This is a genomic window from Allorhizobium sp. NPDC080224, assembly GCF_050281005.1.
Classification (GTDB): domain Bacteria; phylum Pseudomonadota; class Alphaproteobacteria; order Rhizobiales; family Rhizobiaceae; genus Allorhizobium.
In genome coordinates this window covers 1,754,425-1,778,912 of sequence record NZ_JBNNWJ010000001.1, presented here as the reverse complement: position 1 = coordinate 1,778,912, position 24,488 = coordinate 1,754,425, and the positions used below count along the sequence as shown (strand labels likewise).

Annotated in this window: 23 protein-coding genes and 1 tRNA gene; 10 read left to right on the top strand and 14 right to left on the bottom strand. The window is 62.4% G+C overall.

What is annotated here, in order from left to right:
* Positions 1-8: 8 nt before the first annotated feature.
* Complete coding sequence (locus ACQKP1_RS08915; protein WP_427274971.1) at positions 9-950, bottom strand: LysR family transcriptional regulator; 942 nt, start codon at positions 948-950, stop codon at positions 9-11.
* A gap of 129 nt (positions 951-1,079) precedes the next feature.
* On the opposite strand from ACQKP1_RS08915, the gene ACQKP1_RS08910 reads away from it, so the two are divergent.
* The gene (locus tag ACQKP1_RS08910; protein ID WP_006728611.1) at positions 1,080-1,691 is read left to right on the top strand and encodes an FMN-dependent NADH-azoreductase; all 612 of its coding nucleotides are present in this window, start codon (positions 1,080-1,082) and stop codon (positions 1,689-1,691) included.
* Positions 1,692-1,753: 62 nt separating this feature from the next.
* On the opposite strand, the gene amt is transcribed toward ACQKP1_RS08910, so the two are convergent.
* Together amt and ACQKP1_RS08900 are read right to left on the bottom strand one after the other, a co-directional pair.
* Positions 1,754-4,993 carry an ammonium transporter gene (gene amt / locus ACQKP1_RS08905; protein ID WP_427274970.1) on the bottom strand — a complete coding sequence of 1,080 codons (3,240 nt, stop codon included), beginning with the start codon at positions 4,991-4,993 and terminating at the stop codon, positions 1,754-1,756.
* Between the two features lie 99 nt (positions 4,994-5,092).
* A complete protein-coding gene (locus ACQKP1_RS08900; RefSeq protein WP_427274969.1) occupies positions 5,093-5,413 on the bottom strand; it encodes an HlyU family transcriptional regulator in 321 nt (106 codons plus the stop codon).
* Positions 5,414-5,527: 114 nt separating this feature from the next.
* Between ACQKP1_RS08900 and ACQKP1_RS08895 the strand changes: the two genes are divergently transcribed.
* Positions 5,528-6,517 carry an alpha/beta hydrolase gene (locus ACQKP1_RS08895; RefSeq protein ID WP_427274968.1) on the top strand — a complete coding sequence of 330 codons (990 nt, stop codon included), beginning with the start codon at positions 5,528-5,530 and terminating at the stop codon, positions 6,515-6,517.
* On the opposite strand, the gene ilvA is transcribed toward ACQKP1_RS08895, so the two are convergent.
* Complete coding sequence (ilvA, locus tag ACQKP1_RS08890; protein ID WP_425958084.1) at positions 6,510-7,724, bottom strand: threonine ammonia-lyase; 1,215 nt, start codon at positions 7,722-7,724, stop codon at positions 6,510-6,512. The two genes, ACQKP1_RS08895 and ilvA, sit on opposite strands and share 8 nt — an antisense overlap.
* Before the next feature lie 132 nt (positions 7,725-7,856).
* Here ilvA and ACQKP1_RS08885 point away from each other — a divergent pair, with 132 nt between their 5' ends.
* Both ACQKP1_RS08885 and ACQKP1_RS08880 read left to right on the top strand, forming a co-directional pair.
* The gene (locus ACQKP1_RS08885; protein WP_427274967.1) at positions 7,857-9,311 is read left to right on the top strand and encodes a TrkH family potassium uptake protein; all 1,455 of its coding nucleotides are present in this window, start codon (positions 7,857-7,859) and stop codon (positions 9,309-9,311) included.
* Between the two features lie 95 nt (positions 9,312-9,406).
* The gene (locus ACQKP1_RS08880) at positions 9,407-10,006 is read left to right on the top strand and encodes a hypothetical protein (protein ID WP_427274966.1); all 600 of its coding nucleotides are present in this window, start codon (positions 9,407-9,409) and stop codon (positions 10,004-10,006) included.
* A gap of 30 nt (positions 10,007-10,036) precedes the next feature.
* Here ACQKP1_RS08880 and ACQKP1_RS08875 read toward each other — a convergent pair whose 3' ends face one another.
* The 6 genes from ACQKP1_RS08875 to wrbA all read right to left on the bottom strand — a co-directional run bounded on the left by ACQKP1_RS08875 (position 10,037) and on the right by wrbA (position 14,208).
* A complete protein-coding gene (locus ACQKP1_RS08875; protein WP_427274965.1) occupies positions 10,037-10,855 on the bottom strand; it encodes an ABC transporter permease in 819 nt (272 codons plus the stop codon).
* Positions 10,852-11,640, bottom strand: a complete 789-nt coding sequence (locus tag ACQKP1_RS08870; protein ID WP_427274964.1) for an ABC transporter ATP-binding protein — start codon at positions 11,638-11,640, stop codon at positions 10,852-10,854. Before ACQKP1_RS08870 ends, ACQKP1_RS08875 begins: the two co-directional genes overlap by 4 nt.
* Before the next feature lie 142 nt (positions 11,641-11,782).
* Entirely contained in the window at positions 11,783-12,817 is a 1,035-nt protein-coding gene (locus tag ACQKP1_RS08865; protein WP_427274963.1) for an ABC transporter substrate-binding protein, read from the bottom strand.
* A gap of 198 nt (positions 12,818-13,015) precedes the next feature.
* Positions 13,016-13,101, bottom strand: a tRNA-Leu gene (locus ACQKP1_RS08860).
* A gap of 81 nt (positions 13,102-13,182) precedes the next feature.
* A complete protein-coding gene (locus ACQKP1_RS08855; RefSeq protein WP_006728621.1) occupies positions 13,183-13,446 on the bottom strand; it encodes a PilZ domain-containing protein in 264 nt (87 codons plus the stop codon).
* A gap of 165 nt (positions 13,447-13,611) precedes the next feature.
* Positions 13,612-14,208, bottom strand: coding sequence for an NAD(P)H:quinone oxidoreductase (gene wrbA, locus ACQKP1_RS08850; RefSeq protein WP_006728622.1), 597 nt, complete (start codon positions 14,206-14,208; stop codon positions 13,612-13,614).
* A 186-nt stretch (positions 14,209-14,394) separates the two neighbouring features.
* On the opposite strand from wrbA, the gene ACQKP1_RS08845 reads away from it, so the two are divergent.
* The 5 genes from ACQKP1_RS08845 to ACQKP1_RS08825 all read left to right on the top strand — a co-directional run bounded on the left by ACQKP1_RS08845 (position 14,395) and on the right by ACQKP1_RS08825 (position 19,192).
* A complete protein-coding gene (locus ACQKP1_RS08845) occupies positions 14,395-15,180 on the top strand; it encodes a competence/damage-inducible protein A (RefSeq protein ID WP_427274962.1) in 786 nt (261 codons plus the stop codon).
* A gap of 121 nt (positions 15,181-15,301) precedes the next feature.
* The gene (locus ACQKP1_RS08840) at positions 15,302-16,144 is read left to right on the top strand and encodes a universal stress protein (RefSeq protein ID WP_427274961.1); all 843 of its coding nucleotides are present in this window, start codon (positions 15,302-15,304) and stop codon (positions 16,142-16,144) included.
* Positions 16,145-16,369: 225 nt separating this feature from the next.
* Complete coding sequence (gene gpt, locus ACQKP1_RS08835; protein WP_203015492.1) at positions 16,370-16,867, top strand: xanthine phosphoribosyltransferase; 498 nt, start codon at positions 16,370-16,372, stop codon at positions 16,865-16,867.
* A 196-nt stretch (positions 16,868-17,063) separates the two neighbouring features.
* The gene (locus tag ACQKP1_RS08830) at positions 17,064-17,504 is read left to right on the top strand and encodes a DUF2231 domain-containing protein (protein WP_427274960.1); all 441 of its coding nucleotides are present in this window, start codon (positions 17,064-17,066) and stop codon (positions 17,502-17,504) included.
* Entirely contained in the window at positions 17,501-19,192 is a 1,692-nt protein-coding gene (locus tag ACQKP1_RS08825; protein ID WP_427274959.1) for a PQQ-dependent sugar dehydrogenase, read from the top strand. Before ACQKP1_RS08830 ends, ACQKP1_RS08825 begins: the two co-directional genes overlap by 4 nt.
* Before the next feature lie 84 nt (positions 19,193-19,276).
* Here the strand turns inward: ACQKP1_RS08825 and ACQKP1_RS08820 are convergent, their stop codons facing one another.
* Both ACQKP1_RS08820 and ACQKP1_RS08815 read right to left on the bottom strand, forming a co-directional pair.
* Complete coding sequence (locus ACQKP1_RS08820) at positions 19,277-19,810, bottom strand: SRPBCC family protein (RefSeq protein ID WP_427274958.1); 534 nt, start codon at positions 19,808-19,810, stop codon at positions 19,277-19,279.
* A 2-nt stretch (positions 19,811-19,812) separates the two neighbouring features.
* The gene (locus ACQKP1_RS08815; RefSeq protein ID WP_203015482.1) at positions 19,813-20,175 is read right to left on the bottom strand and encodes an ArsR/SmtB family transcription factor; all 363 of its coding nucleotides are present in this window, start codon (positions 20,173-20,175) and stop codon (positions 19,813-19,815) included.
* A gap of 385 nt (positions 20,176-20,560) precedes the next feature.
* On the opposite strand from ACQKP1_RS08815, the gene ACQKP1_RS08810 reads away from it, so the two are divergent.
* Positions 20,561-21,388, top strand: a complete 828-nt coding sequence (locus ACQKP1_RS08810; protein WP_203015480.1) for a DUF1206 domain-containing protein — start codon at positions 20,561-20,563, stop codon at positions 21,386-21,388.
* A 35-nt stretch (positions 21,389-21,423) separates the two neighbouring features.
* Here ACQKP1_RS08810 and ACQKP1_RS08805 read toward each other — a convergent pair whose 3' ends face one another.
* On the bottom strand, positions 21,424-22,053 hold the full coding sequence (locus ACQKP1_RS08805) for an NAD-dependent epimerase/dehydratase family protein (RefSeq protein WP_427274957.1): 630 nt from the start codon (positions 22,051-22,053) through the stop codon (positions 21,424-21,426).
* A gap of 164 nt (positions 22,054-22,217) precedes the next feature.
* On the bottom strand, positions 22,218-24,128 hold the full coding sequence (locus ACQKP1_RS08800) for a methyl-accepting chemotaxis protein (RefSeq protein WP_427274956.1): 1,911 nt from the start codon (positions 24,126-24,128) through the stop codon (positions 22,218-22,220).
* Positions 24,129-24,488 lie beyond the last annotated feature (360 nt).

The window sequence follows — 24,488 nt, the reverse complement described above, 5'->3', positions numbered from 1 at the left end:
TCGATTCCTTAAACTGCTGTGGCAAGCGCTGGCGAAGATGTCAGATCCATGGGGCAATTCGACAGCTGTTCTTCGAAGGCCCGGATCAGCCAAGTGCCGGCAGGCCCAGGCGGATTGTCGGTCCGCCTGATGGCGTAGAGATTGTAGGACCCCTGCTCATAGGCTGGCAGATCGAGATGCACGATCCGGCCGCTCGCCATGTCTTCGCGGATGATCGAGGCCGGCAGCCCACCCCAGCCGAGGCCGCCACGAATCAGCTGATGTTTCGTTGCCATGTCGCTGACCCGCCAGGTCTTGAACGACAACACGTTGAAATCGCGCCCCGACGTCAGATCCGAAGCGTCGCTGACGACGATCTGGGTCTCCTCGCGCACGTCCTGCAGCGACAGCGTGGCCTTGCGCCTCGCGAGCGGATGATCGGCCGCTGCCGCCGGCAGGAGAAAATTGTGGCCGATCCGGTCGACGATCAGCGTGTCGTCCTGCCGGGTCGGCGCTCCGCCGATGCCGATGGTCGCCTTGCCGCTCATTACCAGTTCGACCAATCGTCCGAGTTCGCCTACTTCGAGTCGCAGCGAGACGGATGGAAACTGCTGCTGAAATTCCCGAAGCACCGCCAGCATGGCGCCGGTCGGGACGAGCACGCTGATCGCCACCGACAGTTCCGCCTCCAGGCCCTGATGCATGCTGCGGACCTTGGCGCGCATGACCTGCAGATCGCCGACGATCCGGCGGGCATCGGTCAACATGGCCCTGCCCTCGTCCGTCAGTCTGGGTTGCCGCGTACCGGTCCGCTCGAACAGCGTCACGCCGAGCTGGCTTTCCAGATTGCCGATCGTATAGCTGACCACCGACTGGGCGCGGTTGAGCTGCCGGGCGGCTGCGGAAAAACTTCCGGTATCAGCCACGGTGAGAAAGACCTGCAATTGGTCGAGAGTGGGATTGGCATCCATGCGATCGGGCATCCATCCAGTTATTCGATATGACCGATCTAGATTATCACAGTTTTATTGATGCGTGGTCGGACATAGATGCATGGCAGGCCTGCTCCCAAGGGCCCACCACCATTCGAGGAATTGCACATGTCTTCCATCCTTCTCGTCACCTCCAGCCCGCGCGGCTCGGAATCCCTCTCGAACGCGATCGCCACCGAGCTCGCCGAGAAGTTCGCCGGCGAGACCGGCACGCTGGTCCGTCGTGACCTTGTCGAAACCCAGCTCGACCACGTCGACGGCGCCTTCACCACCGCAATCCGCAAGCCGGCTGATGCACGCACCGCCGAAGAGGCCGCATCCGTCGCCACATCCGACGCGCTCGTCGCGGAACTGATGGCCGCCGACACGATCGTCATCGGCACCGGCCTCATCAACTTCAACATCTACTCGTCGCTGAAAAGCTGGATCGACCACATCGCTCGCGCCGGCCTGACCTTCAGCTACACGGAAAACGGCCCGGTCGGCCTCGCCAAGGGCAAGAAGGCCTATCTGGTGCTCGCCGCCGGCGGCATCTACTCCTCCGGCCCAGGCGCCCCGATGAACCATGCTGAACCCTATCTCAAGACGGTCCTCGGCTTCCTCGGCATCGAGCTGGTCGAGACTGTCTATGTCGAAGGCGTGGCATACGGTCCGGAAGCCGCCGAAAAGGCCGTGGCTTCTGCCAAGGCCAAGGTCGAGGAACTGGCGCGCGCTGCCTGAGCTATCAACGCTCCAACGCGGCAGCCGCGCTGCCGCCCTCATTTTGCAAACGGCAAGGTCCTTCAGTTGCCGTTTGCCGCCAGAGCAAGCCCTGTCTCGCTCCCCGTCCTGGACAGGCGCTTGTCGCGGTGCGCTTGAAGCCGCGCGACGTTGGTCAGTTCCGAGACAATCTCCGCGCTCACCTCGGATGCGATACTGTCGACCGGCTGCGGGCGGCCCAGCAGATAGCCCTGGAGCTCGTCACAGCCAGCAACGCTCAGGTAACGAGCCTGATCCAGCGTCTCCACACCCTCCGCCACGACCCGCATGCCGAGCCCGCTGCCCAGATCGATGATCGTGCGGACGATGGCGTCGGCCGTCTCCTCGGTTCCGAGGGCTGACACGAAGCTGCGATCGATCTTGATCACGTCGAAGGGGTAGCGGCTCAGATAGCTGAGCGATGAGTAGCCGGTGCCAAAATCGTCGAGCGCAATCCTCAAGCCCAGCGTCTTCAAATGGCCGAGAATGAGGCGTGCCCGCTGGTCATCATCGATCAGCACGCTCTCCGTGATCTCAAGCTCCAGCTGATGCGGCGAAACCTCGGACGCATCCAGGATCGCTTCGATCCGCTCCAGAAACTGCGGATGGCGGAACTGCACCGGCGAGACGTTGACGCTGATATGCAGATGCTCCGGGAAACCGGTTGCCAGACGGCAGGCCTCGATCAGCACCCATTCTCCCAGTTCGATGATCTTGCCAGACACCTCGGCGACGGGGATGAAATCACCCGGCTGCACCATGCCGCGCTCCGGATGTTTCCAGCGCACGAGAGCCTCATATCCGACGATCATAGCATCCGATGCCGAGACCCGCGGTTGGAGATAGAGCTCGAATTCGCCGCGTTCCAGTCCTCGCTCGATATCGGCTTCGAGCGCGCGTCGCTTTTCGATCAGCTCATCCATGCCCCTGCGGTAGGATCTGAACGTGTTCCGGCCGGATTTCTTGGCGTGATAGAGGGCGATGTCAGCACGGCCGATCAGCTCGTCGAGCTCGCCCGCATGTTCGGGGCAAAGCGCGCCACCGATGCTGACACCGCATTTGATGCGTTCGCCCTGGCCGGTGTCGAAGGGTTGCCGGAAGGCTTCGACCAGGCGGCGACCGAAATCTTCGCATTGGGCTTCGAAATGGCAATTGCCGAGGATGATTGCGAACTCGTCACCGCCGAGGCGAGCCGCCATGTCGGCGGGACCGAGTGCTGCGGACAGACGCCGCGCCGTCTCTCTGATCACCTCGTCGCCAGCAGGGTGCCCGTAAAGATCGTTGACGTCCTTGAAATGGTCGAGATCGACCAGAAGAACCCCGCAACCCCACCCGTCATTCGCCTGTTTGACATGGGCGGCGAGCGTTTCGGTAAACAGCGCACGGTTCGCAAGCCCTGTCAGCGGATCGTGCTGCGCCAGATGGCGCATGCGGCTTTCGACGGCCTTGCGCTCACGAAGATCGACGAGGCAGCTGATCCGGATATGCCGGCCGCGATATTCTATATTGCGGCCCCGAGCCTCGATCGGGATGCTTGAGCCGTCGGCGCGGACGATCTGGAACTCTCGCGACACGTCGGGCGCCGGATTGGGATCCTCGATCAGCATGCGCCGCCCGGTCTGGTCGACAACATCGAGGATCGACGTTCCGATGAGATCTGCAATCTTGCGACCCGTCAGCACCTCGAACTGCTCATTGCCGTCAATGATCACGCCGTCTTCGTGCATGACGATCGCTTCAAAGGTGGCGTTGGCGAGCGCCGTCACCCGATCCGCCTCTTCCTGATCGCGGACCTGGGATTCGAGTGCACTTCGATTGCGTTCCTGGTGCTGGATATTGTCCATCAGGTGGTTGAACAGCCGGGTCAGTTTCTCCGCCTCGTCGCCCGGATCGACCAGCAACCGATCGCCCAGATCGGCTTTGCCGGAAACGAGCTTTGAAAGAGCGTCCTCGACATGGCCGACACCGAGCCGCGTCCCATGTTCGGCGACGTTCAGGCCGATGTCTTCGGCCTCGGCCGTGACGCGAACCGGCACGAGTTTGTCGAGCGTCCAGAAGAAGGCATAGCCGAGGCCGAAGGCCCAGTAGAAGTTCAGGGCAGAACCAAAGATCTGGATGTAGAGCTGATCGAACCGTCCACCGAGCGGCAGCCGATCGACCGGCGCCAGAAGCGCAAGTGCCACGGTTCCGGCGACACCGGCAAAGGCGTGCACGCCGACGGCGCCGACGGCATCGTCAACCTTGAGCTTCTGTTCGAGGTACTGATTGCCGACGATGGCGACGATCGCGCCGAGCGCGCCCGTGAGGAGGGCGCCACCCGGCTCAAGCAGGTGGCAGCCCGCTGTGACCGCGACCAGCGCACCCAGCATGCCACACAGCGCCTTTTCCGGCAGCACCACGCCATCTTGCCTCGCACCGATCACGTAACCGACGCAGGTGCCCATGCCGCCAGCGAGAACCGTGTTGAGGATGATCGGCGCAACATCCGCGTTGGCTGCCAGGGTGGAGCCGCCATTGAAGCCAATCCAGCCGAAAAACAGGATGAGGCCCCCGGTGGTCGCCAGAACCGGATTGTTGCCGGCAAGACGCACCGGGCGTCCCTGCGCATCAAAACGCCCGCGTCTCGCTCCGATCACCAGGCAGGCAGCAAGTGCGACCCAGCCACCCGTGGCATGTACCACCGTGGAGCCGGCAAAATCGACGAAGCCGAGATTGGCGAGAAAGGCCCCGGAGTTCGGCCCGATCGCCGTGCCCCAGACCCAGTGCACGAAAATCGGATAGATCAGCGTCGACAGGATGATCGATCCGAGCACATAGGCCGAGAGTGTCATGCGCTCGGCGACGGCACCGGAAACGATCGTCGCCGCCGTGCCGCAGAACATCACCTGGAAGACGAAGAACCCGGCGAGCCAGCTGTCGAGGCCCTGCAGCAGGAAATAGTCAGGATCGAGCCCGACCGGCAGGAAGCCGGAGCGGCCGAAGGCGAGCATGAAACCCACGACTGCGAAGCCGACGACGCCAAAGACAAAATCCAGGAGGTTCTTCTGGGCGACATTGATGGAATTCTTCGAGCGCACCATGCCGGCTTCAAGAAGCAGGAATCCCACCTGCATCATCATCACCATGCCGGCCGCCGCCATCAGCCAGGCGAGATCGGCGGAAGCCTTGGCCGCCTGAACGGACACTGCGTCAGCGGCATGAACAGGGAGTGCTAAGCCGAACACGAGGCTCGCTGCCAAGCCGTGAAAAGCAAGGAATGAAACGGAGCGAAACGCAATGATCACTGGAAAACCCGGACAATATCTCAGGGGCCAGTGTTGCGGTGCATCATTAACATTCGATGATCGCGAAGAAACATTTCTTCGCAATATCAAAGTGCAACGTTAGACGATGCGCGTTTCCTCACCGTCACCGAAAAGCGCGGGGCCATTCTGATCGATGATCTGCTGCGCCTTGCGGAAGGTGCAGTCGAGGGCATCATCGAGCGAGGTGAAGACGTCGGCGCGGATGAACTTGCGCTCGAGCACCCGACCATCCACGGTCTGGACGATGCGACCGGCGAGCCGGTACTGGCTGCCTTCACGCATGGGTTCGGCATGGATGACGCAGTCCTTGTAGGGCTGCGGCTCGGCCAAGGGCTTGGCAGCGGTCTCGGAAGAGGAACCACCGGTGAAAATCGAGAGGATGCTGGACAGAATAGACATGGCCTGACCTAGCACAAGCGGGCCTGCCGAGGAAGAGCAGGTGCGGCGGCTTCCCGCATCATGATGGCGTGATACAGTCGGCACCGGTCGGGAGGGACCGTGGGAGGCTTGAGGATGCGGATCGTCATGGGCTTGTTGCTTGCACTCGTTTTTCTCAGCATCGCGGCTATCGTCTTTCTCTATCTCAGACCACCGGTGCTCGCGCTCGAACGGGAGGCAAAGACAGGTGCGGACACGCCGCTCGATTCGCTTGAAGCCCTGATCGCAGATGGCGAGACAGCGGCCGGCAAAATCCGGGAAGGGCTTGCCAAGCAGATCGTCTGGGCGGACCCAATCCGCAAAGCGAAGGCGCCGGTGTCTGTGGTCTATGTGCACGGCTTTTCCGCCTCGTCCGCCGAGGTTCGCCCCCTGCCCGACCTCGTGGCACAAGCGCTCGGCGCCAATCTCTTTCTCACCCGGCTTACCGGTCATGGCCTCGACGATCCCGACGCCTTGGGCCTCGCGACGATCGATGACTGGGCGACGGATGTCGGCGAAGCACTTGCCATCGGTGCCCGCCTGGGCGATCGCATCGTCGTTATCTCGACTTCCACCGGTGCCTCGCTCGTCACCTGGGCGCTCGGTCGCCCTACCCTTGCGGACAAGATCGCGGCTTCTGTGTTCCTCTCACCCAATTATGGCGTACAGGCTTCCGGAAGCTTCCTGCTGACAGGCCCGTTCGGCGCGCAACTGGCCAGCCTGATCATCGGCGAGCGCACGGGCTTTGAACCGATCAGCCCGCTCAACGCACACAACTGGACAACTAATTACCCGGTGGCCGCGCTCGTTCCCATGGCGCAATCGGTCCGGCTGGCAAACCACACGCCGGTGCAAGATATCCGCGTCCCCGCCCTCTTCCTTCAATCGGCCGAGGACAAGGTTGTCAGGCCGGATCGGACGGCGGCGGTTGCAGCGCGCTGGGGCGCTGATCACAGGCTCGTCGACCCGGGTCCGACCGGCGACGCCAACAATCATGTGATTGCCGGCGACACCTATTCGCCCGAGACCACGGAGCCGATCGCGAAGATCATCCTGGACTGGCTCGCTGGCCAAGGTATCAGATGATGAGGTTGGCGAGGATCTCGTTTTCGGTAATGTCCTCGAAGCCGAGACCTGCCTGATCGAAACGGTCGAAGAGCTCTGCGAAGTTCTCGCGCTTGCCCGTCTCGATGCCGATCAGGATAGAACCGAAGTTGCGCGCCGACTTCTTGAGGTACTCGAAGCGGGCAATATCGTCTTCGGGCCCGAGCAGATTGAGGAAGTCACGCAGCGCACCTGGACGCTGCGGCAGGCGCAGGATGAAGTATTTCTTCAAGCCGGCGTAACGCATGGCGCGTTCCTTGACGTCCGGCAGACGCTCGAAATCGAAATTGCCGCCGGAGACGACGGCGACGATCGTTCGACCGCTCAAGGCGACTCGCGGCAGAAGATCCAGGGCCGCCAGTGCCAGCGCCCCTGCTGGTTCCAGCACCACGCCCTCGACATTCAGCATGTCGGTCATGGTCACGCAGATCGCGTTTTCCGGTACGATCAGCACCTGGTCGGGGCGGAAGGCCTTCAGCGCTCCGAAATTATGGTCGCCGATCCGGGCGACGGCTGCCCCATCGACGAAATTGTCGACCTTGGGCAGCGTGATGACCTTGCCGGCTTCAAGGCTCTTCTTCAGGCTCGGTGCGCCCTGGGGTTCGCAGAAGATCATCGCCTCGGGCGAAACCTTGCCGGCCATATAGCCGGTCATGCCCGACGAGAGCCCGCCGCCGCCGACCGGCATGATGACGAGATCAGGCGTCACGCCTTCCGGCAGCTGCTGCATCACTTCAGCCGCTACCGTCGCCTGGCCCTCGATGATATCGGGATGGTCGAAGGGCGGCACCATATAGCCGCCGATCGCTTCGACATGTTCGCGGGCCGCCTGATAGCACTGATCGAAGATATCGCCGATCAGGCGAATGGTGATGAATTCGCCGCCGAAGATGCGGGTCTTGTCGATCTTCTGCTGCGGCGTCGTCACCGGCATGAAGACCACGCCCTGCACGCCGAAATGGCGGCAGACATAGGCGAATCCCTGGGCATGATTGCCAGCGGAGGCGCAGACAAAGGTGGTGCCGGAGGGGCTGTCGGCGACGATCTTGCGGAAAAAGTTGAAGGCGCCCCGGATCTTGTAGGAGCGAACAGGCGTCAGGTCCTCGCGCTTCAGATAGACATTGGCGCCGTAACGGGCGCTCAAATGCTCGTTGAGCTGCAGCGGCGTCTCGGGGAAAAGCCCGCGCATGGCTTCCAGCGCTTGGTCGACCTGATCGGGGGTCACGTCAGCCTCCGTTGAATTTTGGACAGAGCCCCGCTATGGCATAGACATCGGGCAGAGACAAAGCCTCTTTGCGTTGCAACAGACGGAAGTCATTCCTTGAATACCAATCTGCTCCGCTCCGTCGTCTATATCGCAGCCCTGTGCGGGCTCTATCTGTCGACGGCCATGCTGATCCCGGCCATGGTGGACCTCTATTATGGCGATCCCCACTGGTCTGTCTTTACGGTGTCTGCAGCCATGGTTGGCGGTCTGTCGGTCACGGCAGCCATGGCAACTCGCGGGCCGCCGCCAGCCTTCTCCAAGCGCATGGGCTTTCTCCTCGTCAACGTGCTCTGGGCTACCTTTTCGCTGGTCGGTGCGATCCCGATCTATTTCTCTCAGCTCGACCTCACCTTTGCCCAGGCCCTGTTCGAATCGGTTTCAGCCATCACCACGACGGGCTCGACCGTTCTTTCCGGACTGGACGACATGGCGCCCGGTCTCCTCGTCTGGCGCTCGCTGCTGCAATGGCTGGGCGGGATCGGGATCGTGGCGCTCGGCCTGTTCGTGCTGCCGTTTCTAAGAGTGGGCGGGGTCTCCTTCTTCAAGATGGAATCCTCCGACATCGCAGACAAGCCGTTCGCACGCATCGCCACCTTTACCAGTGCCTTCGTCGCCATCTATGTCGCGATCACCCTGATCTGCATGATCGCATACGATGTCTTCGGCATGAGCCATTTCGATGCGCTCAACCATGCCCTGACAACGATCGCCACCGGTGGCTTCTCCACCCATGACGCCTCCTTCGGTTATTTCGACAGCTATGCGCTTCGCGGGATCGCAACCTTCTTCATGACGGTCTGCAGCCTGCCCTTCTCGATCCTGATCGTCTTCTTCATCAAAGGGCGCCTCGACGCCCTGCGCGATCCGCAGATTCTCGTCTTTCTTGGCTATCTCACCGCCTTTGCCATCTCTGCCGCGCTCTACAACCATCTGCGCAACGGCGTGGACCTGCCGCTGGCACTCTCGCATTCCCTCTTCAATTTCGCATCGATCCTGTCGACGACAGGCTATGCCAGCGAGGACTACACGATGTGGGGGCCGTTTGCGGTCGCAGCCGCTTTCTTTGCCACCTTCATGGGCGGCTGCTCCGGCTCAACCGCCGGCGGCATCAAGGCCTACCGTTTCGTCATCATTTTCAACATCATCGTCACTGGCCTGAAGCGGCTCATCTACCCGAATGCCGTCTATTCCGTCCGCTACGGCAACCAGATCGTCGATGCCGATACGCAGCGCGCCGTGTTCCTGTTCTTCAGCGCCTATATCTTCATCTGGGTGATGGGCAGCCTTGCCATGGCGCTGGCCGGCTACGATTTCGCCACCGCCTCGTCCGCCGTGATCACGGCGCTCTCGAATGTCGGCCCCGGCATCGGGTCGCTGATCGGCCCGGCCGGCAACTTCGCCACGATGCACGATCCGGAACTCTACATCCTGTCGCTTGCCATGCTGCTCGGCCGTCTCGAAGTGCTGACCGTCATGGTGCTGCTGGTGCCTATTTTCTGGCGCTCGTGAGCATCAGGCCAACGTGATCGCAGAGAACCGCTCCGCGCTTGACGCCCGGGCTTGGTTCTTCCCACACTCCGGCTGAATCAAAGCCGGAGAATCACGTGTTTCTGAAATACCAAGCCCCTGCCCGCGGCCTTGCCGTCACCATTGTCGGCGCACTTCTTTCTGCGGCACCGGTCACGGCCGGCCCGCTTCTCGACGCGGCGATCGAGGCGGAGAAGCTTGCGGCACAAAACGATGCAAAGGGTGCCTTCGAGGCGATGCGTTCGGGGCTTGCAGCCTTCAGCCAGAGCCTGCCGCTCACGGTCCCCCGCGCCGTCTTCATCACGGAAGTCCCGAAGGCCTACAGGGCCTATACCGCAAAAGCGGAGCCGGTCTTCGTCACCGGCGAGAAGCTCATCACCTATGTCGAGGTGGCCGGTCTCAAATGGCGCCCGGCGCCCGACAACCAGCGGGAATCCCGCTTCACGGTCGACCTTGAACTCACCGACGACAAGGGCAAGACGCTGGCACTGCAGAAGGAATTCGGCAATTTCACATTTACCGGCCATTCGGATGCGATCGAGATCTACACCCATCTGACGCTCGACGTGGATGGCGCCAAGCCCGGCGCCTATGTGCTGCGCTATACAGTGAACGATGTGATCGCCGAGCGCTCGACGCCCTTCGAACTGCCCTTCACGCTGAAAGACAAGAGCTGAACGCCCATATCGGGCGTTCAGTGTGTCGGATCAATTCGCCATGGTCGAGCGGTGCGCCCAGCCGGTCATGCGCTTTTCGAGCCAGGCCATTAGCGCATACATGGCGATGCCTTCGACCGCGAGCGCCAGAAGCCCGGCAAAAACCAGGGGCACGTTGAACTGGCTCTGGGCCGAGCTCATCATGTTGCCGAGGCCGTAATTCGAGGCCACCGTCTCCGAGACAACAGAGCCGACGAAGGCGAGCGTGATCGCAATCTTCAGGGAGCCGAAGAAATAGGGCATCGAGCGAGGAATGCCGACTTTCAACATGATGTCGAGCTTCTTCGCACCCAAGGCCCGCAGCACGTCCTCGGTTTCCGGCTCGATGGTCGCGAGGCCCGTTGCCACATTCACGACAATCGGGAAGAAGGAGATCAGAAAGGCGGTCAGCACAGCCGGTACCGTGCCGATGCCAAACCAGATGACGAGGATCGGCACCAGCGCCACCTTGGGAATGGCGTTGAAGCCAATCATCAAGGGGTAGAGCCCGGCATAGATGGTCTTCGACCAGCCGATGAAGAGGCCGAGCGCCAGTCCGGCGACGACGGCAATCAGGAAGCCGAGCGTCGTTGTGTAGAGCGTCTGCAGCGAATTCTTCCAGATCGGCGACCAGTATTGCACCACCGCCTCGAAGACCCTTGATGGCGCCGGCAGGATGGTCGGCGGCATGTCGAGCGCGATCACCGTCAGTTCCCAAACGGCAAAGAGCGCCAGCGTGTAGAGGAAGGGCGCGGCCCGCACCCAGTTGATACGCTGCATCAGTGGCTTGACCACCGGCCGGGTCGGGGCTGTCTCGATCGTCATCGTCATGCTGCCACCCTCGCCTTTGCGATCTCGCCGTGTAGCACATGCACCATGTCGTTGAACTCGGTCTCGTACATCAGTTCCAGGTCCCTTGGTCGCGCGAAGGGCACTGTGTGTTCCTTGACTACCTTGCCGGGTCTGGCACTCATCACAAAAATCCGGTCGGCGAGGAAGACTGCCTCGCGCAGGTCATGGGTCACAAGCACGATGGTCACGCCCTGGGCCGCATGCAGGTCGCGGATGACGCACCAAAGCTCCTCGCGGGTGAAGGCATCCAGCGCGCCGAAGGGCTCGTCGAGCATCAGGAGTTCGGGTTCGTGGATCAGGGCGCGGCAGAGATTGGCGCGCTGCTGCATGCCGCCCGACAGCTGCCAGGGGAATTTCGAGCCGACGCCCTTCAGGCCGACGATCTCAAGCAGGTTCTCGGCCTTTTCGACATATTCCTTCTTGTTGGCTCGAAGGCGATGGCGATGCCTTTCGACGATCTCAAGCGGCAGCAGGATGTTTTCGAGCGTAGTGCGCCAGGGCAACATGGTCGGGTTCTGGAAGGCCATGCCGACGATCGACACCGGCTTGGTCACCTGCTGGCCGGCGACGATGACGACGCCGGATTGCGGGATATGCAGCCCGGTCACGAGCTTCATCAGGGTCGACTTGCCACAGCCGGACGGGCCGACGACGGCTGAGAATTCGCCCTTGTCGACGCGCATGGTGAGGCCGGACACGGCCAGCGTTCCGTCGGCGCCGCCATAGCGCATGTCGACATTGTCGATGGAAACGAGGTGGGACATCGGGGCTCCGGTCAATATTGCATTACCCAACCTCCCCTTGAGGGTGAGGTCGCTGCGAAGCAGGAGTGGGGTGATCTCGCGAAAGGTCACCCCACCCCGAACCTGCGGTTCGACCCTCCCCCTCAAGGGGAGGGTCAGACCATCAAGGCAGCATCCGCTCTTCCTTGGCCGGCAGGAAGCTTCCGTCGAAGACCTGCTCGGCCGTGACATTGCCCTTCAGGCCCATGGAGACCTTGAGCGTCTCGATCGAGGCGGAAAGGCGCGCCATGTCGACGCTGCCCATGCCGTTTTCGACGACATAAGGCGTCTTGATGTTCATGGCATTGGCCATCTCGAGACGTTCCTTCTCGATGTCGGCGTTCAAAGTCTCATTGCGCTTCAAGACGGCGGCTGCCCCCTCTTCCGGATTGGCAACGGCATCGGCAAAGCCCTTGGCGAGCGCCTTCAGGAAGCCTTTCACAGCTTCGGGATTTTCGGCAGCGAAGTCGGAGTTCACCAGCACGCTGTTGCCATAGAGGTTCAGACCGTTATCGGCCATCAGAATGGTCGCGATGTCGTCGGCCGGAATGCCTTGCGCCTTGAGGTTCAGGATGACCGAGAAGGCAAAGCCGAAGACGGCATCGACATCGCCCTTGGCGAGCATCGGCTCGCGAACGGGAAAGCCGATCGATTCGATGGTGATGCCGCTGTCGTCGATTCCGGCGGCCTGCTTGAAGGCCGGCCACTGCGCAAACGCGCCATCCGGCGGCGGGGCGCCGAGCTTCTTGCCTTCGAGCGACTTTGGATCTTCGGTCACGCCGAGCGACTTGCGGCCGACGACCGAGAAGACCGGCTTGTCATAGACCATCATCACGGCCTTGACCTTCTGGGACGGATCCTCATCCAGGAACTTGATCACCGAGTTGATGTCGCCGAAGCCCATCTGATAGGCGCCGGTTGCCACGCGCGGGATCGCCTCGACCGAGCCATTGCCCGAATCGATCATCACATTGAGGCCTTCCGCTGCGAAATATCCCTTGTCCTGCGCCAGCAGGAAGCCGGCGGCTGGGCCCTCGAACTTCCAGTCGAGCGTGAACTTGATGGCCGTCTCGGCATGCGCCTGACCGACCGGCAGCGTCACGCCGGCAAGCAGACCCGCCGCAACAACCGAGGCCGAAAAGAGACGTCTTGTGATCATGGATTTGAGCTCCCCTTGTTTTTGATGGGCGCATCAAAGCAGGAAACGCGGAACCCGCAAAGCGGAAAATGCTCAAACTTTCGTCAAAAATGGATCTGCACAAATTTGGCGCATTGAATGCAAAGAGATGTACGACATCAAAGACCTGCCCCGAAGGGAACGGGTCAGCGCTAACAGTCAAATAAGAAATAGCAATATTGGTGCGGACGGCGGGGATCGAACCCGCATGACCTAAGGCCGAGAGATTTTAAGTCTCTTGCGTCTACCAGTTTCGCCACGTCCGCGCGGGCCCTGTTTCGATCACTTCGGCGGACGCGTCAAGGGTGGCGGGCCAATGCTGTGGCCCGCCCCGTGTCATCGATCACTCAGCTTGCCAGTGCATCGAGGAATTCGACGCCGATCTCGCGGGGGCTGCGCCATTTGACCGCGCAGTCATGGGTCGTGCCGTCCTCGAGGCGCAGGCGGAATTGAGGGGGAATGTCGGCGGTCGATTCGAAGCTCACCTTGGCGCCGAGCGGCGAGAGATTGCGAATCATGCAGTCGAAGGTGGAATGGCCGCCGGGGAGAATGGCGCGGCCGGCTTTAAGCGCCCGAAGGCGGGGCTGACGACGACGATCTGGCTGTTCCATGGGCATGCATCCTTTCAGGCCTTACAACCGTAAGAATGCACAGAAGCGCTCAACAAAGGCTTCAATCGACCGGTCGCATTTTAACGATCGGGCAGCACAGCTGTCGCAGAAACGAAAAAAGGCGGAGCTTGCGCCCCGCCTTTTGACGATCGTCAATTCCAGTTATCAAGCGAGCTTGGCAGCCAGCTTGGCGACATGGGCGCCCTGGTAGCGCGCACCTTCGAGCTCGATCTCGGAGGGCTGGCGCGAACCGTCGCCGGCCGTGATCGTGGAGGCGCCGTAGGGCGAGTTGCCCATGACTTCGCTCACACCCATCTGACCCTGGAAGGCGTAAGGCAGACCGGCATAGACCATGCCGTGATGCAGGAAGGTCGGGATGAAGCCCATGATCGTGGTTTCCTGGCCGCCGTGCTGGGTCGCGGTCGAGGTGAACATCGAGCCGAGCTTGCCGGTCAGCTTGCCCTGGGCCCAGAGGCCGCCGGTCTGATCCCAGAAATTGCGCATCTGCGAGGCGACCGTGCCATAACGGGTGCCGGCGCCGACGATGATCGCGTCGTACTGGTCGAGCTCGGACGGGTCGGCGATCGGAGCCTGCTGGTCCATCTTGTAGTAGGAAGCCTTGGCGACATCTTCCGGCACCAGTTCCGGAACGCGCTTCACGGTCACGTCGGCGCCAGCGGACTTTGCGCCTTCGGCCACGGCATAGGCCATGGTTTCGATGTGACCGTAAGCGGAATAGTAGAGAACCAGTACCTTGGCCATGTCGTATCTCCCTTTGAAACTGCGGCCCCGCCGCGCTGTTGGATGAGCGAGATGTAGCGCATTCCACGGTGGCGACCAGTCGCGGCCGTAGGAACGCAGTGTTCAATCAATGAGTGCCTTTACTTCTCTTCACGGACATAAAACGGTAACGTGTCTCCCAGCCTGCCCATCCCAAGGACCCAATCCATGACCTCCACGATCCAGACCGCCGCGATGCTCGCCATCGGCGACGAACTCCTGTCGGGCCGCACCAAGGACAAGAATATCGGCCATCTCGCCGACCTGCTGACGGTTGCCGGCATAGATCTGAAGGAGGTGCGCATCGTCGCTGACGAAGAGGACGCAATCGTGGAAGCCCTCAACGCGCTCAGGTCGAAATACACCTATGTGTTCACGTCAGGCGGCATCGGCCCGACCCATGACGACATCACGGCGGATTCGGTATCGAAAGCCTTCGGTGTGCCGTGCCTTCACGATCCCGACGCCATGAAGCTGCTCGGCGACATGTATGCCGGCCGAGGTCTCGAATTCACCGAGGCCCGACAGCGCATGGCCCGCATACCGGAGGGCAGCCGCCATATCCCGAACCCGGTCTCGACCGCGCCCGGCTTCATTATCGGCAATGTGCATGTCATGGCCGGTGTGCCGCAGGTCTTCCAGGCGATGATGGCGCATGTGATCGAGACGCTTCCGGCCGGCCAGCGGGTGCTGTCGCGCTCGATCGCCTGCCCCTTCGGTGAAGGCGATATCGGCACGGCACTCGGTGCCATCCAGAAGGCCCATCCGGAAACCTCGATCGGCTCCTATCCGCATTTCGACGGCCGGCGCTTCTCGACCGAGCTGATCGTCCGGGCGCGCAATCAGGCGGTTGTCGATGCGGCAGCGGCCGATGTCGAGGCGATGATCGATGCGATCCGGAACGAAAAGGATGCAGCCGCCACCCGCGATCTCGGCACCGGCGAGGTCGCCTGAGCGCGGGATCCTCTGCGTCTCAAACCCCTCCCGACTTGACCGAGGTCAAGGCGGAACCCTCGGATGGAACACATAGTTATCTCATGCGGACGCTGGATAAGGGCCGCAAGAGGAGACGACCATGGGTTACCGCACACTTCTTGCCATATTGGACACACCGAAAACCACGCAACAGGTAACGGATTTTGCCGTCGCCATTGCCAACCAGTTTCAATCACATGTGATCGGCGCCCATGCGGAGGCCGTGGCCATGGTGCCGCTGGTCGCGCCGATGGAAATCCCGGACCCCGCGACCGTCCAGGCGCTGCAGGACATGGCGCATCAGGAGACGGAAAGCGTGGAGCGCATCTTCCGCGACATCGGCAGGCGCGAAGGCTTCTCCCATGAATGGCGAAGCTTCGTCACATCCTCCGGCTTCAATTCCGCCGCCCTGATCGACAGCGCGCGCAGCGCCGATCTCGTGATCGCCGCTCAGGGCGAGGCGGGCATGCTGTCCGAAACCCGTTCCGAACTCGAGAGCTTCCTGTTCGAAAGCGGACGGCCGGTGCTGCTCATCCCGCATATCCTGAAGGCACCGAAACCGATCCGCCGGGTGCTCGTCGCCTGGAACGGCTCGCGTGAGGCGGCCCGCGCCACCTTCGATGCCCTGCCCTTCCTGATGGCGGCCGAAGAGGTCGAGATCTTCACCGTCGACGCCCCCGACACCTCCACCCAGACCGGCGCAATCGCCGGCGCCGAGCTCGCCGCTTCGCTTGCCCGCCACGGGATCAAGGTGACCGTCACGGCGTCGGAAAAGACCGGTCTCGACCCGGCAATCGCCATCGAGAACCGCCTGTCGGACAGCTCCATCGATCTCCTGGTCATGGGCGCCTATGGCAACAAACGCTGGTGGGAAATGCTGTTCGGCGGCGTCACCCGCACGCTGCTCGATTCGATGACGGCACTGACGCTTCTGTCGCGCTGATTGATCGACTAATCGGGCGGGAACGCGAGGCCTTGCCAGAGGCTTCGGATTCCCGCTAATAGCAACGGCCAAAGACTGGAACCCTTTGAGGGGACGAGGTTCGCGCGGTATCTGCCGCGCGAAACGCGTTTCGGGACCCGTGCAAAGCGGCCCGCCTGAAAGGATCCGGTCGACGGCGCCGCAATCCGGCGCGGACGATATCATCCAGCCAGCGGAGCCCCGTGCATGTCTCTCCCCGATAAAGCCTTTCCCGTTTCCTGGGATCAGTTCCACCGCGACGCGCGCGCACTCGCCTGGCGCCTTGCCGGTCTTGGTCAGGAATTCCGCGCCATCGTCTGCATCACCCGCGGCGGCCTGGTACCGGCGGCGATCATCTCGCGCGAGCTCAACATCCGCCTGATCGAGACGGTCTGCGTCGCCTCCTATCATGACTATGTCAACCAGGGCGAAATGAACCTGCTGAAGGGCATCACCGCCGAACTGATGGTCAATGGCGGCGAAGGCGTGCTCGTGGTCGACGATCTGACCGATACCGGCAAGACGGCGCTTGAAGTGCGCGAGATGATGCCGAAGGCGCATTTCGCCTGCGTCTACGCCAAGCCGAAGGGCGTGCCGACCATCGACACCTTCGTCACCGAAGTCTCCCAGGATACCTGGATCTATTTCCCATGGGACATGGGCTTCACCTATCAGGAGCCGATCGCCAAGGGCTCGAAGGGCTGATCCAAGCCCCACCGCCATCATCAAACCCGCCTGTCACCCGCAGGCGGGTTTTTTCTTGGCCGGCAAAAACGCTCCTACACTCCGACTTCTCGGCTAGCCGCCTCGCTTATTGCGCACGGCTGGTGATGGGACGGAACAATTCGGCCGCTCGGCCGTATGGCTCTCATGTTCCACTCCCAACGGTAGAGAGCAACTGATGGCCACCCTTCACTCGCCGCCGACAGCATCGAACGCCTACCCGGTGTCGGCGCTGTTCGTCCCATTTCCTTTCGTCTGCTTCACGCTGACGCTGATCACTGACATCCTCTACTGGCGAACCTCGCATCTGATGTGGAGCAATTTTTCCGACTGGCTGTTGTTCTTCGGCCTGATCTTCGGAGCCTTGTCCATTCTCGCAGGTCTGATCGATCTCGCCCGTCCCGCCACGCGTGCTATTCGCCCCGGCTGGCCGGCGGTCATCGCCTATCTCGCGGTTCTGGTGCTCGCCTTCATCAACAGCTTCATCCATGCCGGCGACGGCTGGACGGCCATTGTGCCCTATGGCCTTGCCACATCCCTGATCACCGTCATTGCCATGATCGCCTGTGTCTACCTCACCGCCGAACAGCGCAGCGCCGACGCCTGGAGAACGCCATGACCCGCTCTACCCTGACGCTCCGTCACGCCGCCCTCGCCTCGACCGCCGTTCTTGTGCTGGCGCTTGCCGGCTGCAGCGACGACAACGGCAATTTCGACATCACCAGCCAGATCGGCCCCGACCCGGTCCTGCCGGAGCCCCGCCAGTCCCTGCTGCCTGACCTCAAGGTCGCGGAAGTCGTTGGATGGGGGGAAAACGAGACCCCCGACGTACTGGAAGGCTTCACCATCACCGCATACGCCCGCGATCTTGCCAATCCGCGTACCGTGCACACGCTTCCGAACGGCGACGTGCTTGTGGTGCAAAGCAAGGCCCCACCCGGCAAGCCGGTGGAGCGGCCCAAAGACGTTATTCGTGATTTCATCATGGCGTTTGCGGCCGGCAGCGGCGGTAACGACAAGCCCACCAATCTCATCACGCTGCTGCGCGACACGGACCGTGACGGCACCGTGGACGAGCGGCATGATCTGCTCACCGATCTCAACTCCCCCTTCGGTCTCGCCTTTGCCGACGATACCCTCTATGTCGCGGCCGCCGATGCGGTCCTCGCCTATGACTATCAGCTCGGGCAGAACGAGATCACCACGCCGCCGCGCGTCCTGACGCCGCTGCCGGGCGGCCCGATCAACCATCACTGGACCAAGGACCTGGCGCTGAGCCCCGACAGCCGCTTCCTCTACGCCTCGGTCGGCTCGAACTCGAATGCCGGCGAACGCGGTCTGGAGGCCGAAAAGGGCCGCGCCGCGATCTGGCAGATCGACCGGGAAACCGGTGCCTCGCGCGTCTATGCGTCTGGCCTGCGCAACCCAAACGGCCTGACGATCAACCCCGAGAGCGGCGCGCTCTGGACCGTCGTCAACGAACGCGACGAGCTCGGCCCCAATCTCGTACCCGACTACATGACCTCGGTGCAGGACCGCGGCTTCTATGGCTGGCCGTGGAGCTATTTCGGCCAGCATGTCGATCCGCGCCTGCACCCGCCGCGGCCTGACATGGTCGAGCAGGCGATCAAGCCGGATTATGCGCTGTCGAGCCATGTGGCCGCCCTCGGTCTCGCCTTCTCCTTGGGCATGGCCATGCCCGAGGAGTATGCGAATGGCGCCTTTGTCGGCAATCGCGGCAGCTGGAACCGCGACCAGTTCAATGGCTACAAGGTGCTCTACGTGCCCTTCGAGAACGGCATGCCGTCGGGTGAAGCCCGCGACGTGGTGACCGGCTTCCTCAATCCTGACGAAGAAGCCCGCGGTCGACCCGTCGGCCTCGGCTTCGACGGCACCGGCGCCCTGCTGGTTGCCGACGATGCCGGCAATACAGTCTGGCGGGTAGCGGCCCAGAATGCGACGGCGCTTGCCGAACCGCTCGGCACGGACGAAATGCCGCCGGGTTCCCCGGTCGCGGAGGAACAGGCCAGTGCCGCTGAAGCCGTCGAAGGCGCAGCGCCAGCAACCGCACCGGCCGAGGGCACGCCCGCAACGGAAACGCCTGCGCCTGCGGCCCCTGCCCCGGACGCCGCAACGCCGCCGACCTCCGAAGATCCGGCGGTAGCACCAACCCCGGATACGCCGGCCAATGCTGGCGACGGCACGCTCGCGCCTCCGACACCGCCCCAAACGGATGTCCCCGCGACCGGACCGGAAGGTGCTGTCCAGGACGCGACGCCTGCAACGCCGGCTCCCGCTCAGCCCTAATCCACTCATTGGGCTCTGAAAAACGAAAAGGCCCTCCGCCAGACAAGCGGAGGGCTTTCGATTCGGTCACAAAAACTTCCGCGATCAGGCCGGCAGGCGGCGATCGTATTCGTCCTTGAGTTTGAGCCAGCCGTCCCAGAAGGGCTCCGCCCGCTGGCCGTCCAGATGGGCACCGAGAATGTCGAGATGCATGTGCCAGCCGGCACCGACCATGAGCAGATTGGCACGATCGGAAATGCGGCGATGGGTGATGGTCAGCAGCACCTCATCCCCGTCCGCCTTCAGATCGAAGGCGACCTCACCGCTCTCGCCCCAGGTGAACACGAGCCGCTTGTTCCTCTGCACCTCGAGCACGCGGCTTGTCATGCGCATCTCCTCGCTGAAGCCTTCCGGCCGAGCGCCTGGCGGGTCCGTCAGCTCCTCGTTGCGCCACACCAGTTCGAAGGTCGAACCCGCCTTCTCCTCCATGCTGCCTGCGGCGAGCCATTTGCGCCGCATCTCGCCATCGGTCAGATATGACCAGATCCTCGAAGCGGGTCCCGGCAACAGGCGCTCGATCACCAGCGTTGCGGGCTCGGTCACTCGGCCATAAGGATTTACGTCCAGTCTTTCCGTCATCGTCATTCTCCATCAGGTTTCTGTCGGGGAAATGCGGCATCCTCCGCTCGGAGGAGCCGTTCGAGGACATCCAGCCGGCCGGTCCAGAAGTGCTCGTAGGCGCTCAGCCACTGGTGGGCACCGGCAAGCGGTCCCGGATCCAATCGGCAGAGATGGGTACGGCCTCGGATCTCGCGGCGGATGAGGCCTGCGGCTTCGAGGACCTTGATGTGTTTGGAGGCGGCGGCGAGCGACATAGAGAAAGGCTCGGCCAGTTCGCCGACGCTCCTTTCTCCTTGCGAAAGGGCCGCCAGCATGCGCCGACGCGTCTCATCGCCCAGCGCGTGAAAGATCATGTCCAAAGAATTGTGTGAAATATCAACCATGCGGTTGAATATCGACGATCACCCGTCAATTGTCAACCATGTGGTTTAATGATGGTCTACGCGCATGTTTCTCAGAGGAAAAATAGCCAGCCGAGAACCAAGAGGAGAAAGCAACCGCCGACGATGAGCGACCAGGCGGAGAGCGCAAATCCGGGTTTTGCGCCACTGTCTGACTGCGCGGAATATTCGGTGGACCGTCGCACCTCAGTGCCTTGGCCGTTTTCGCTTGGCTCCGTCACCATAAAATCCTCCCGTCTCGTTACCTCAGCGGGTAACCCACCGCCATGGCTTCGGTTCCGATGCTGTCCCCGGACCGGTCCGATAGCCCTGGAGGGAACCCTGTCTCCCCTGCTCCGTTTCATCCGCACAGAAGGAGAGGCTTTTCATGAATACGCGGTCGAAATTTCATCTGATGGCACGGGCCGGTTATGGCGCGCGGGGTATCGTTTTTCTGATGATTGCGGGGCTCGCTCTGTTTTCAGGCATCGCCGGCGGTGAGGCCGACACGCAATCGGCTCTCGAAACCATCCTGCAGCAGCCGTTCGGGCGGATCTGGATCGGGCTGATCGGTCTGGGGCTCGCCGGCTTCGTGGTCTGGCGGCTTGCTCAGGCATTGGCCAATGCCGATGGCCATGACGAAAACGCCAAGGGCTACATTATTCGTGGCGCGATGTTCGGCAGCGCGATCACCTATGCCGGTCTCGCCATGACCGCTCTGACGCTCGCACTTGCCTACGGGTCGAACAGCGGGTCGGGCGGCGAAGCGGGGCTTGCCGCCTGGATCATGTCACAGCCATTCGGGCGCTATCTCGCCGGGCTGACCGGTCTCGGCTTCGTGGCTGGTGGCGTGGTGACGTCCATCAAGGGCCTGCGTCGCGGCTTCGGTAAATATCTGGACCTCGATGCCAACAGCAATTCGCCGGCTGTGCTCATCTCCATCTACGGTCTCGTCGCCCGCGGCGTCGTCTTTGCGATCGTCGGCGGCTTCTTTGTCTATGCGGCCTTCACGGTCAATCCAGAACAGGCTGGCGGCACCGCAGAGGCACTGGCCTGGGTCCGTCAGCTCCCCTTCGGCAGCGTGGTCTATGGCGTCGTCGCGCTCGGTCTTGGCGCCTTCGGTCTCTACAATTTCGTCGAGGCGCGTTACCGGCGCATCAATGCGCCCGAGGCCGGCGACCTGCGCCGTCAGCTACCTATCGGCCGTGCGAACTGACTCATGAGGACGACCGTCGATGCCGTCACCTGCCACTACAGCAGATCCTGCGATGGCACGATGGTCACCCCCGGTGCCGCCGACACGGCGGCATCCAGCATGGCGCGGGCAATGGCTTCCGGCGGGTTCGCCTTCAGAGACGACGGCAGGATCGGATTCAGCATTGAAAGCACCCTGCCCGCCCACTGCTCCATCGGCCGTGGCTCCTGGCGCGGGCCATCGATAAGCCCGGGGCGGACCAGCACGGCTCGATCGAAGCCGAGCTGCAGGATATCACGCTCCGTCTCACCCTTGACCCGACTGTAGAAAAAGAGCGACTTCACGTCGGCCCCCTTCGCAGAGTTGAGAACGAAGGCCCGTGCACCGTGAGCTTTTGCAAGCCGTGCAATTTCCAGAGGATAGTAGTGGTCGACCTGACGGAAGCGCTCGCGTGATCCGGCCGTTTTCAGCGTGGTGCCGAGAGCACAGATCACGGCATCGGCGGACCAGATCGACGGGTCCTCGGGAAGATCATCGAAATCGACGATCGGCGCCGAAAGGCTTGGTCGCTCCGGCAACGGCCGGCGGGTCGGGGCGGTCACCGTCGACACGCGTGGGTCGGCGAGCGCCAGATTGAGGACATGACTGCCGACAAGTCCGGTGGCGCCCAACAGCAACAGATGCATGATCCCGTCTCCTTCATTCCGATGTCTCGCCTCAGGGCCAGCGCCAGTGCGCGATGCAGGCCTCAATGCATGCCAAGACTGCCCGTTCCATCACACAAACGAAAGAAGCGCCACATCGCTGTGGCGCTTCTCTTGTTCGCGAATTAGCGATTTTCCGAACTTCCTCAGGCGGCCGTGCGATAGCCTGCCGAGCCGGCCGATGCGCCACCTTCCAGCTTGAAGCGGGCAAGCTGCGCCTGCAGCTGGCGGGCTTCGCCGGCGAGAACCTGGCTGGCGGCCGTCGTCTCTTCGACCATGGCGGCGTTCTGCTGGGTCATCTGGTCCATGTGGTTGACCGAGGTGTTGATCTCGCCGAGGGCTGCCGACTGCTCTTCGGCGGCACGGGCGATCGTCACGACGTGATCGTTGACGCGGTTGACCAGCGATTCGATCTCCTTCAGCGCCTCGCCGGTGGACAGAACGAGCGACACGCCGCCCTTCACTTCCTCGGCTGAGGTGTTGATCAGGGTCTTGATCTCCTTCGCGGCATTGGCCGAGCGCTGAGCCAGTTCGCGAACCTCCTGTGCGACGACGGCGAAACCACGACCGGCTTCACCGGCGCGCGCAGCTTCGACGCCGGCATTCAGCGCCAAGAGGTTGGTCTGGAAGGCGATTTCGTCGATCACGGAGATGATCTGGCTGATCTTCTGCGAGGACTGCTCGATGCGGCCCATGGCGTCGATCGCGTTGCGGACGATGTCGCCCGACTTGCCAGCGCTCGACTTGGTCTCGTCGACCATATGCGAGGCTTCCTTGGCGCGCTGGGTCGAGGTCTTGACCGTTGTGGTGATTTCTTCCAGCGCTGCGGCGGTCTCTTCCAGCGAAGCGGCCTGCTGCTCGGTGCGGCGGGCGAGCTGGTTGGCGGCCGAGGACAGTTCGCCGGAATTGCCGGTGATGGTGCCAGCGGCATTCAGGATGTTCTGCATGGTCTGGCGCAGCACGGCCATGGTCTGGTTCACGTTGCCCTGCAGTTCGGCAAAGGCGCCCTGGAACTGGCCCTGCATGTCATGCGTGAGGTCGGCATCGGCAAGCGCTGCAATGACGCGGCGCACTTCGGTCACGCCACGATCGACGCTTTCGACCAGCTCGTTGACCGAGGCGGCGAAGCGCTGCAGGTCCGCATCCTCATAGGTCTTGCCAATGCGCTTGGAGAAGTCGCCGGCAGCGGCAGCGGCAACAATGCCGCTGATCGAGGTCTGCAGATCCTTGCTCTGGGCGTGCAGTGCCGCTTCTTGGGCTTCCATCGCACGCATCTGCTCTTCGTTCGTGCGGAAGACTTCGAGAGCGCGGGCCATTTCGCCGATTTCGTCCTTGCGCTCGGTGCCCGGAATGCTGCTGCCAAGCTTGCCGGAGGCCATTTCCGTCATGACGGCGGTCAGGCTGCGGATCGGGTTGACGATGCCGCGGCGGGCGAGAAGGAAGCTGATCGCGACGCCTGCGAGAATGCAGACGGCAGCGGTCACGACCTGGACCAGCATGGTGAAGCCGGAGGCGGCCAGCGCGTTTTCACGCGAACCCGTCAGGCTCTCGGCCGACGAGGTCGAATATTCCTTGACGACAGCAGTCACTGTCTTCTGCGCCTCAAGGGCCTTGGCGAGCTCGGCCTTCATGACGGCGAGATCCTGACCAGCCGGCGTGGCGGCGACGGCCACCATGGCGCGGATCTGGTTGAAGTAGGCGTCGAGCGCCTGCTTGGTGCGTTCGAGGATCTGGGCTTCGGCCGGGCTCGCAGTGGTCGCGATCTTCGGCAGGCGTGCCAGCATTTCAGCGGCACGCTTGTCGGTCTCGGCGGCAAAGTCGGCGGCCTTCTCGGGCGCCAGCGCCAGCTGGTAGGTCATGCGCGAAATGGCGATGATGTCGACGCGCAGGTCCATGGCCTCGCGTGCCACCTCCTCGCGGGCGCCGGTATCCTTGAGGGCCGCGCCCAGCGAGGACAGACCGCTCGCGCCCACGGCCGCGATGGCAGCGGCCGCCACGCCCATCAGGACGACGACAAGGCTGACCTTCTTCAGAATGGAAAGATTGGCAATACTCATGGAAATTTCACTCCGTGCGAACCCGCCATCCTGGCAGGCGGCCCTGACCGGCCGGGCATGGAGCTCATTCCATACGTATGCCTCCCTCAATACGTGGGACATGTTGCGATTTCGTTGCTACGAAATACAGGAAAGACGCATATGATTTTTAGGTGGCCCCGGGAAGGCGCGACGCGGTCGCCGATTTCGCATGTCAAGGCACTGATTCTTGGCGCGGGTCATCCCCAGGTTTTTGAGCAACAGGCGCGGTCTTTCGCGAAAGCCCTCAAATCCGGGGCGCCGTTCGCTCAGACGGGTCATTTCGGGACGAAATATAGCCCGTGACATCTGGTTGACGGAGAGACATCCGCAGCGGCATGC

What these genes read in the sequence shown, in the direction of transcription:
- ACQKP1_RS08915 (WP_427274971.1), bottom strand. Translation starts at nt 950, where the DNA reads ATGGATGCCAATCCCACTCTCGACCAATTGCAGGTCTTTCTCACCGTG.
- ACQKP1_RS08910 (WP_006728611.1), top strand. Translation starts at nt 1,080, where the DNA reads ATGTCTTCCATCCTTCTCGTCACCTCCAGCCCGCGCGGCTCGGAATCC.
- ACQKP1_RS08900 (WP_427274969.1), bottom strand. Translation starts at nt 5,413, where the DNA reads ATGTCTATTCTGTCCAGCATCCTCTCGATTTTCACCGGTGGTTCCTCT.
- ACQKP1_RS08895 (WP_427274968.1), top strand. Translation starts at nt 5,528, where the DNA reads ATGCGGATCGTCATGGGCTTGTTGCTTGCACTCGTTTTTCTCAGCATC.
- ilvA (WP_425958084.1), bottom strand. Translation starts at nt 7,724, where the DNA reads ATGCGCGGGCTTTTCCCCGAGACGCCGCTGCAGCTCAACGAGCATTTG.
- ACQKP1_RS08875 (WP_427274965.1), bottom strand. Translation starts at nt 10,855, where the DNA reads ATGACGATGACGATCGAGACAGCCCCGACCCGGCCGGTGGTCAAGCCA.
- ACQKP1_RS08870 (WP_427274964.1), bottom strand. Translation starts at nt 11,640, where the DNA reads ATGTCCCACCTCGTTTCCATCGACAATGTCGACATGCGCTATGGCGGC.
- ACQKP1_RS08865 (WP_427274963.1), bottom strand. Translation starts at nt 12,817, where the DNA reads ATGATCACAAGACGTCTCTTTTCGGCCTCGGTTGTTGCGGCGGGTCTG.
- ACQKP1_RS08855 (WP_006728621.1), bottom strand. Translation starts at nt 13,446, where the DNA reads ATGGAACAGCCAGATCGTCGTCGTCAGCCCCGCCTTCGGGCGCTTAAA.
- wrbA (WP_006728622.1), bottom strand. Translation starts at nt 14,208, where the DNA reads ATGGCCAAGGTACTGGTTCTCTACTATTCCGCTTACGGTCACATCGAA.
- ACQKP1_RS08845 (WP_427274962.1), top strand. Translation starts at nt 14,395, where the DNA reads ATGACCTCCACGATCCAGACCGCCGCGATGCTCGCCATCGGCGACGAA.
- ACQKP1_RS08840 (WP_427274961.1), top strand. Translation starts at nt 15,302, where the DNA reads ATGGGTTACCGCACACTTCTTGCCATATTGGACACACCGAAAACCACG.
- gpt (WP_203015492.1), top strand. Translation starts at nt 16,370, where the DNA reads ATGTCTCTCCCCGATAAAGCCTTTCCCGTTTCCTGGGATCAGTTCCAC.
- ACQKP1_RS08830 (WP_427274960.1), top strand. Translation starts at nt 17,064, where the DNA reads ATGGCCACCCTTCACTCGCCGCCGACAGCATCGAACGCCTACCCGGTG.
- ACQKP1_RS08825 (WP_427274959.1), top strand. Translation starts at nt 17,501, where the DNA reads ATGACCCGCTCTACCCTGACGCTCCGTCACGCCGCCCTCGCCTCGACC.
- ACQKP1_RS08820 (WP_427274958.1), bottom strand. Translation starts at nt 19,810, where the DNA reads ATGACGGAAAGACTGGACGTAAATCCTTATGGCCGAGTGACCGAGCCC.
- ACQKP1_RS08815 (WP_203015482.1), bottom strand. Translation starts at nt 20,175, where the DNA reads ATGGTTGATATTTCACACAATTCTTTGGACATGATCTTTCACGCGCTG.
- ACQKP1_RS08810 (WP_203015480.1), top strand. Translation starts at nt 20,561, where the DNA reads ATGAATACGCGGTCGAAATTTCATCTGATGGCACGGGCCGGTTATGGC.
- ACQKP1_RS08805 (WP_427274957.1), bottom strand. Translation starts at nt 22,053, where the DNA reads ATGCATCTGTTGCTGTTGGGCGCCACCGGACTTGTCGGCAGTCATGTC.
- ACQKP1_RS08800 (WP_427274956.1), bottom strand. Translation starts at nt 24,128, where the DNA reads ATGAGTATTGCCAATCTTTCCATTCTGAAGAAGGTCAGCCTTGTCGTC.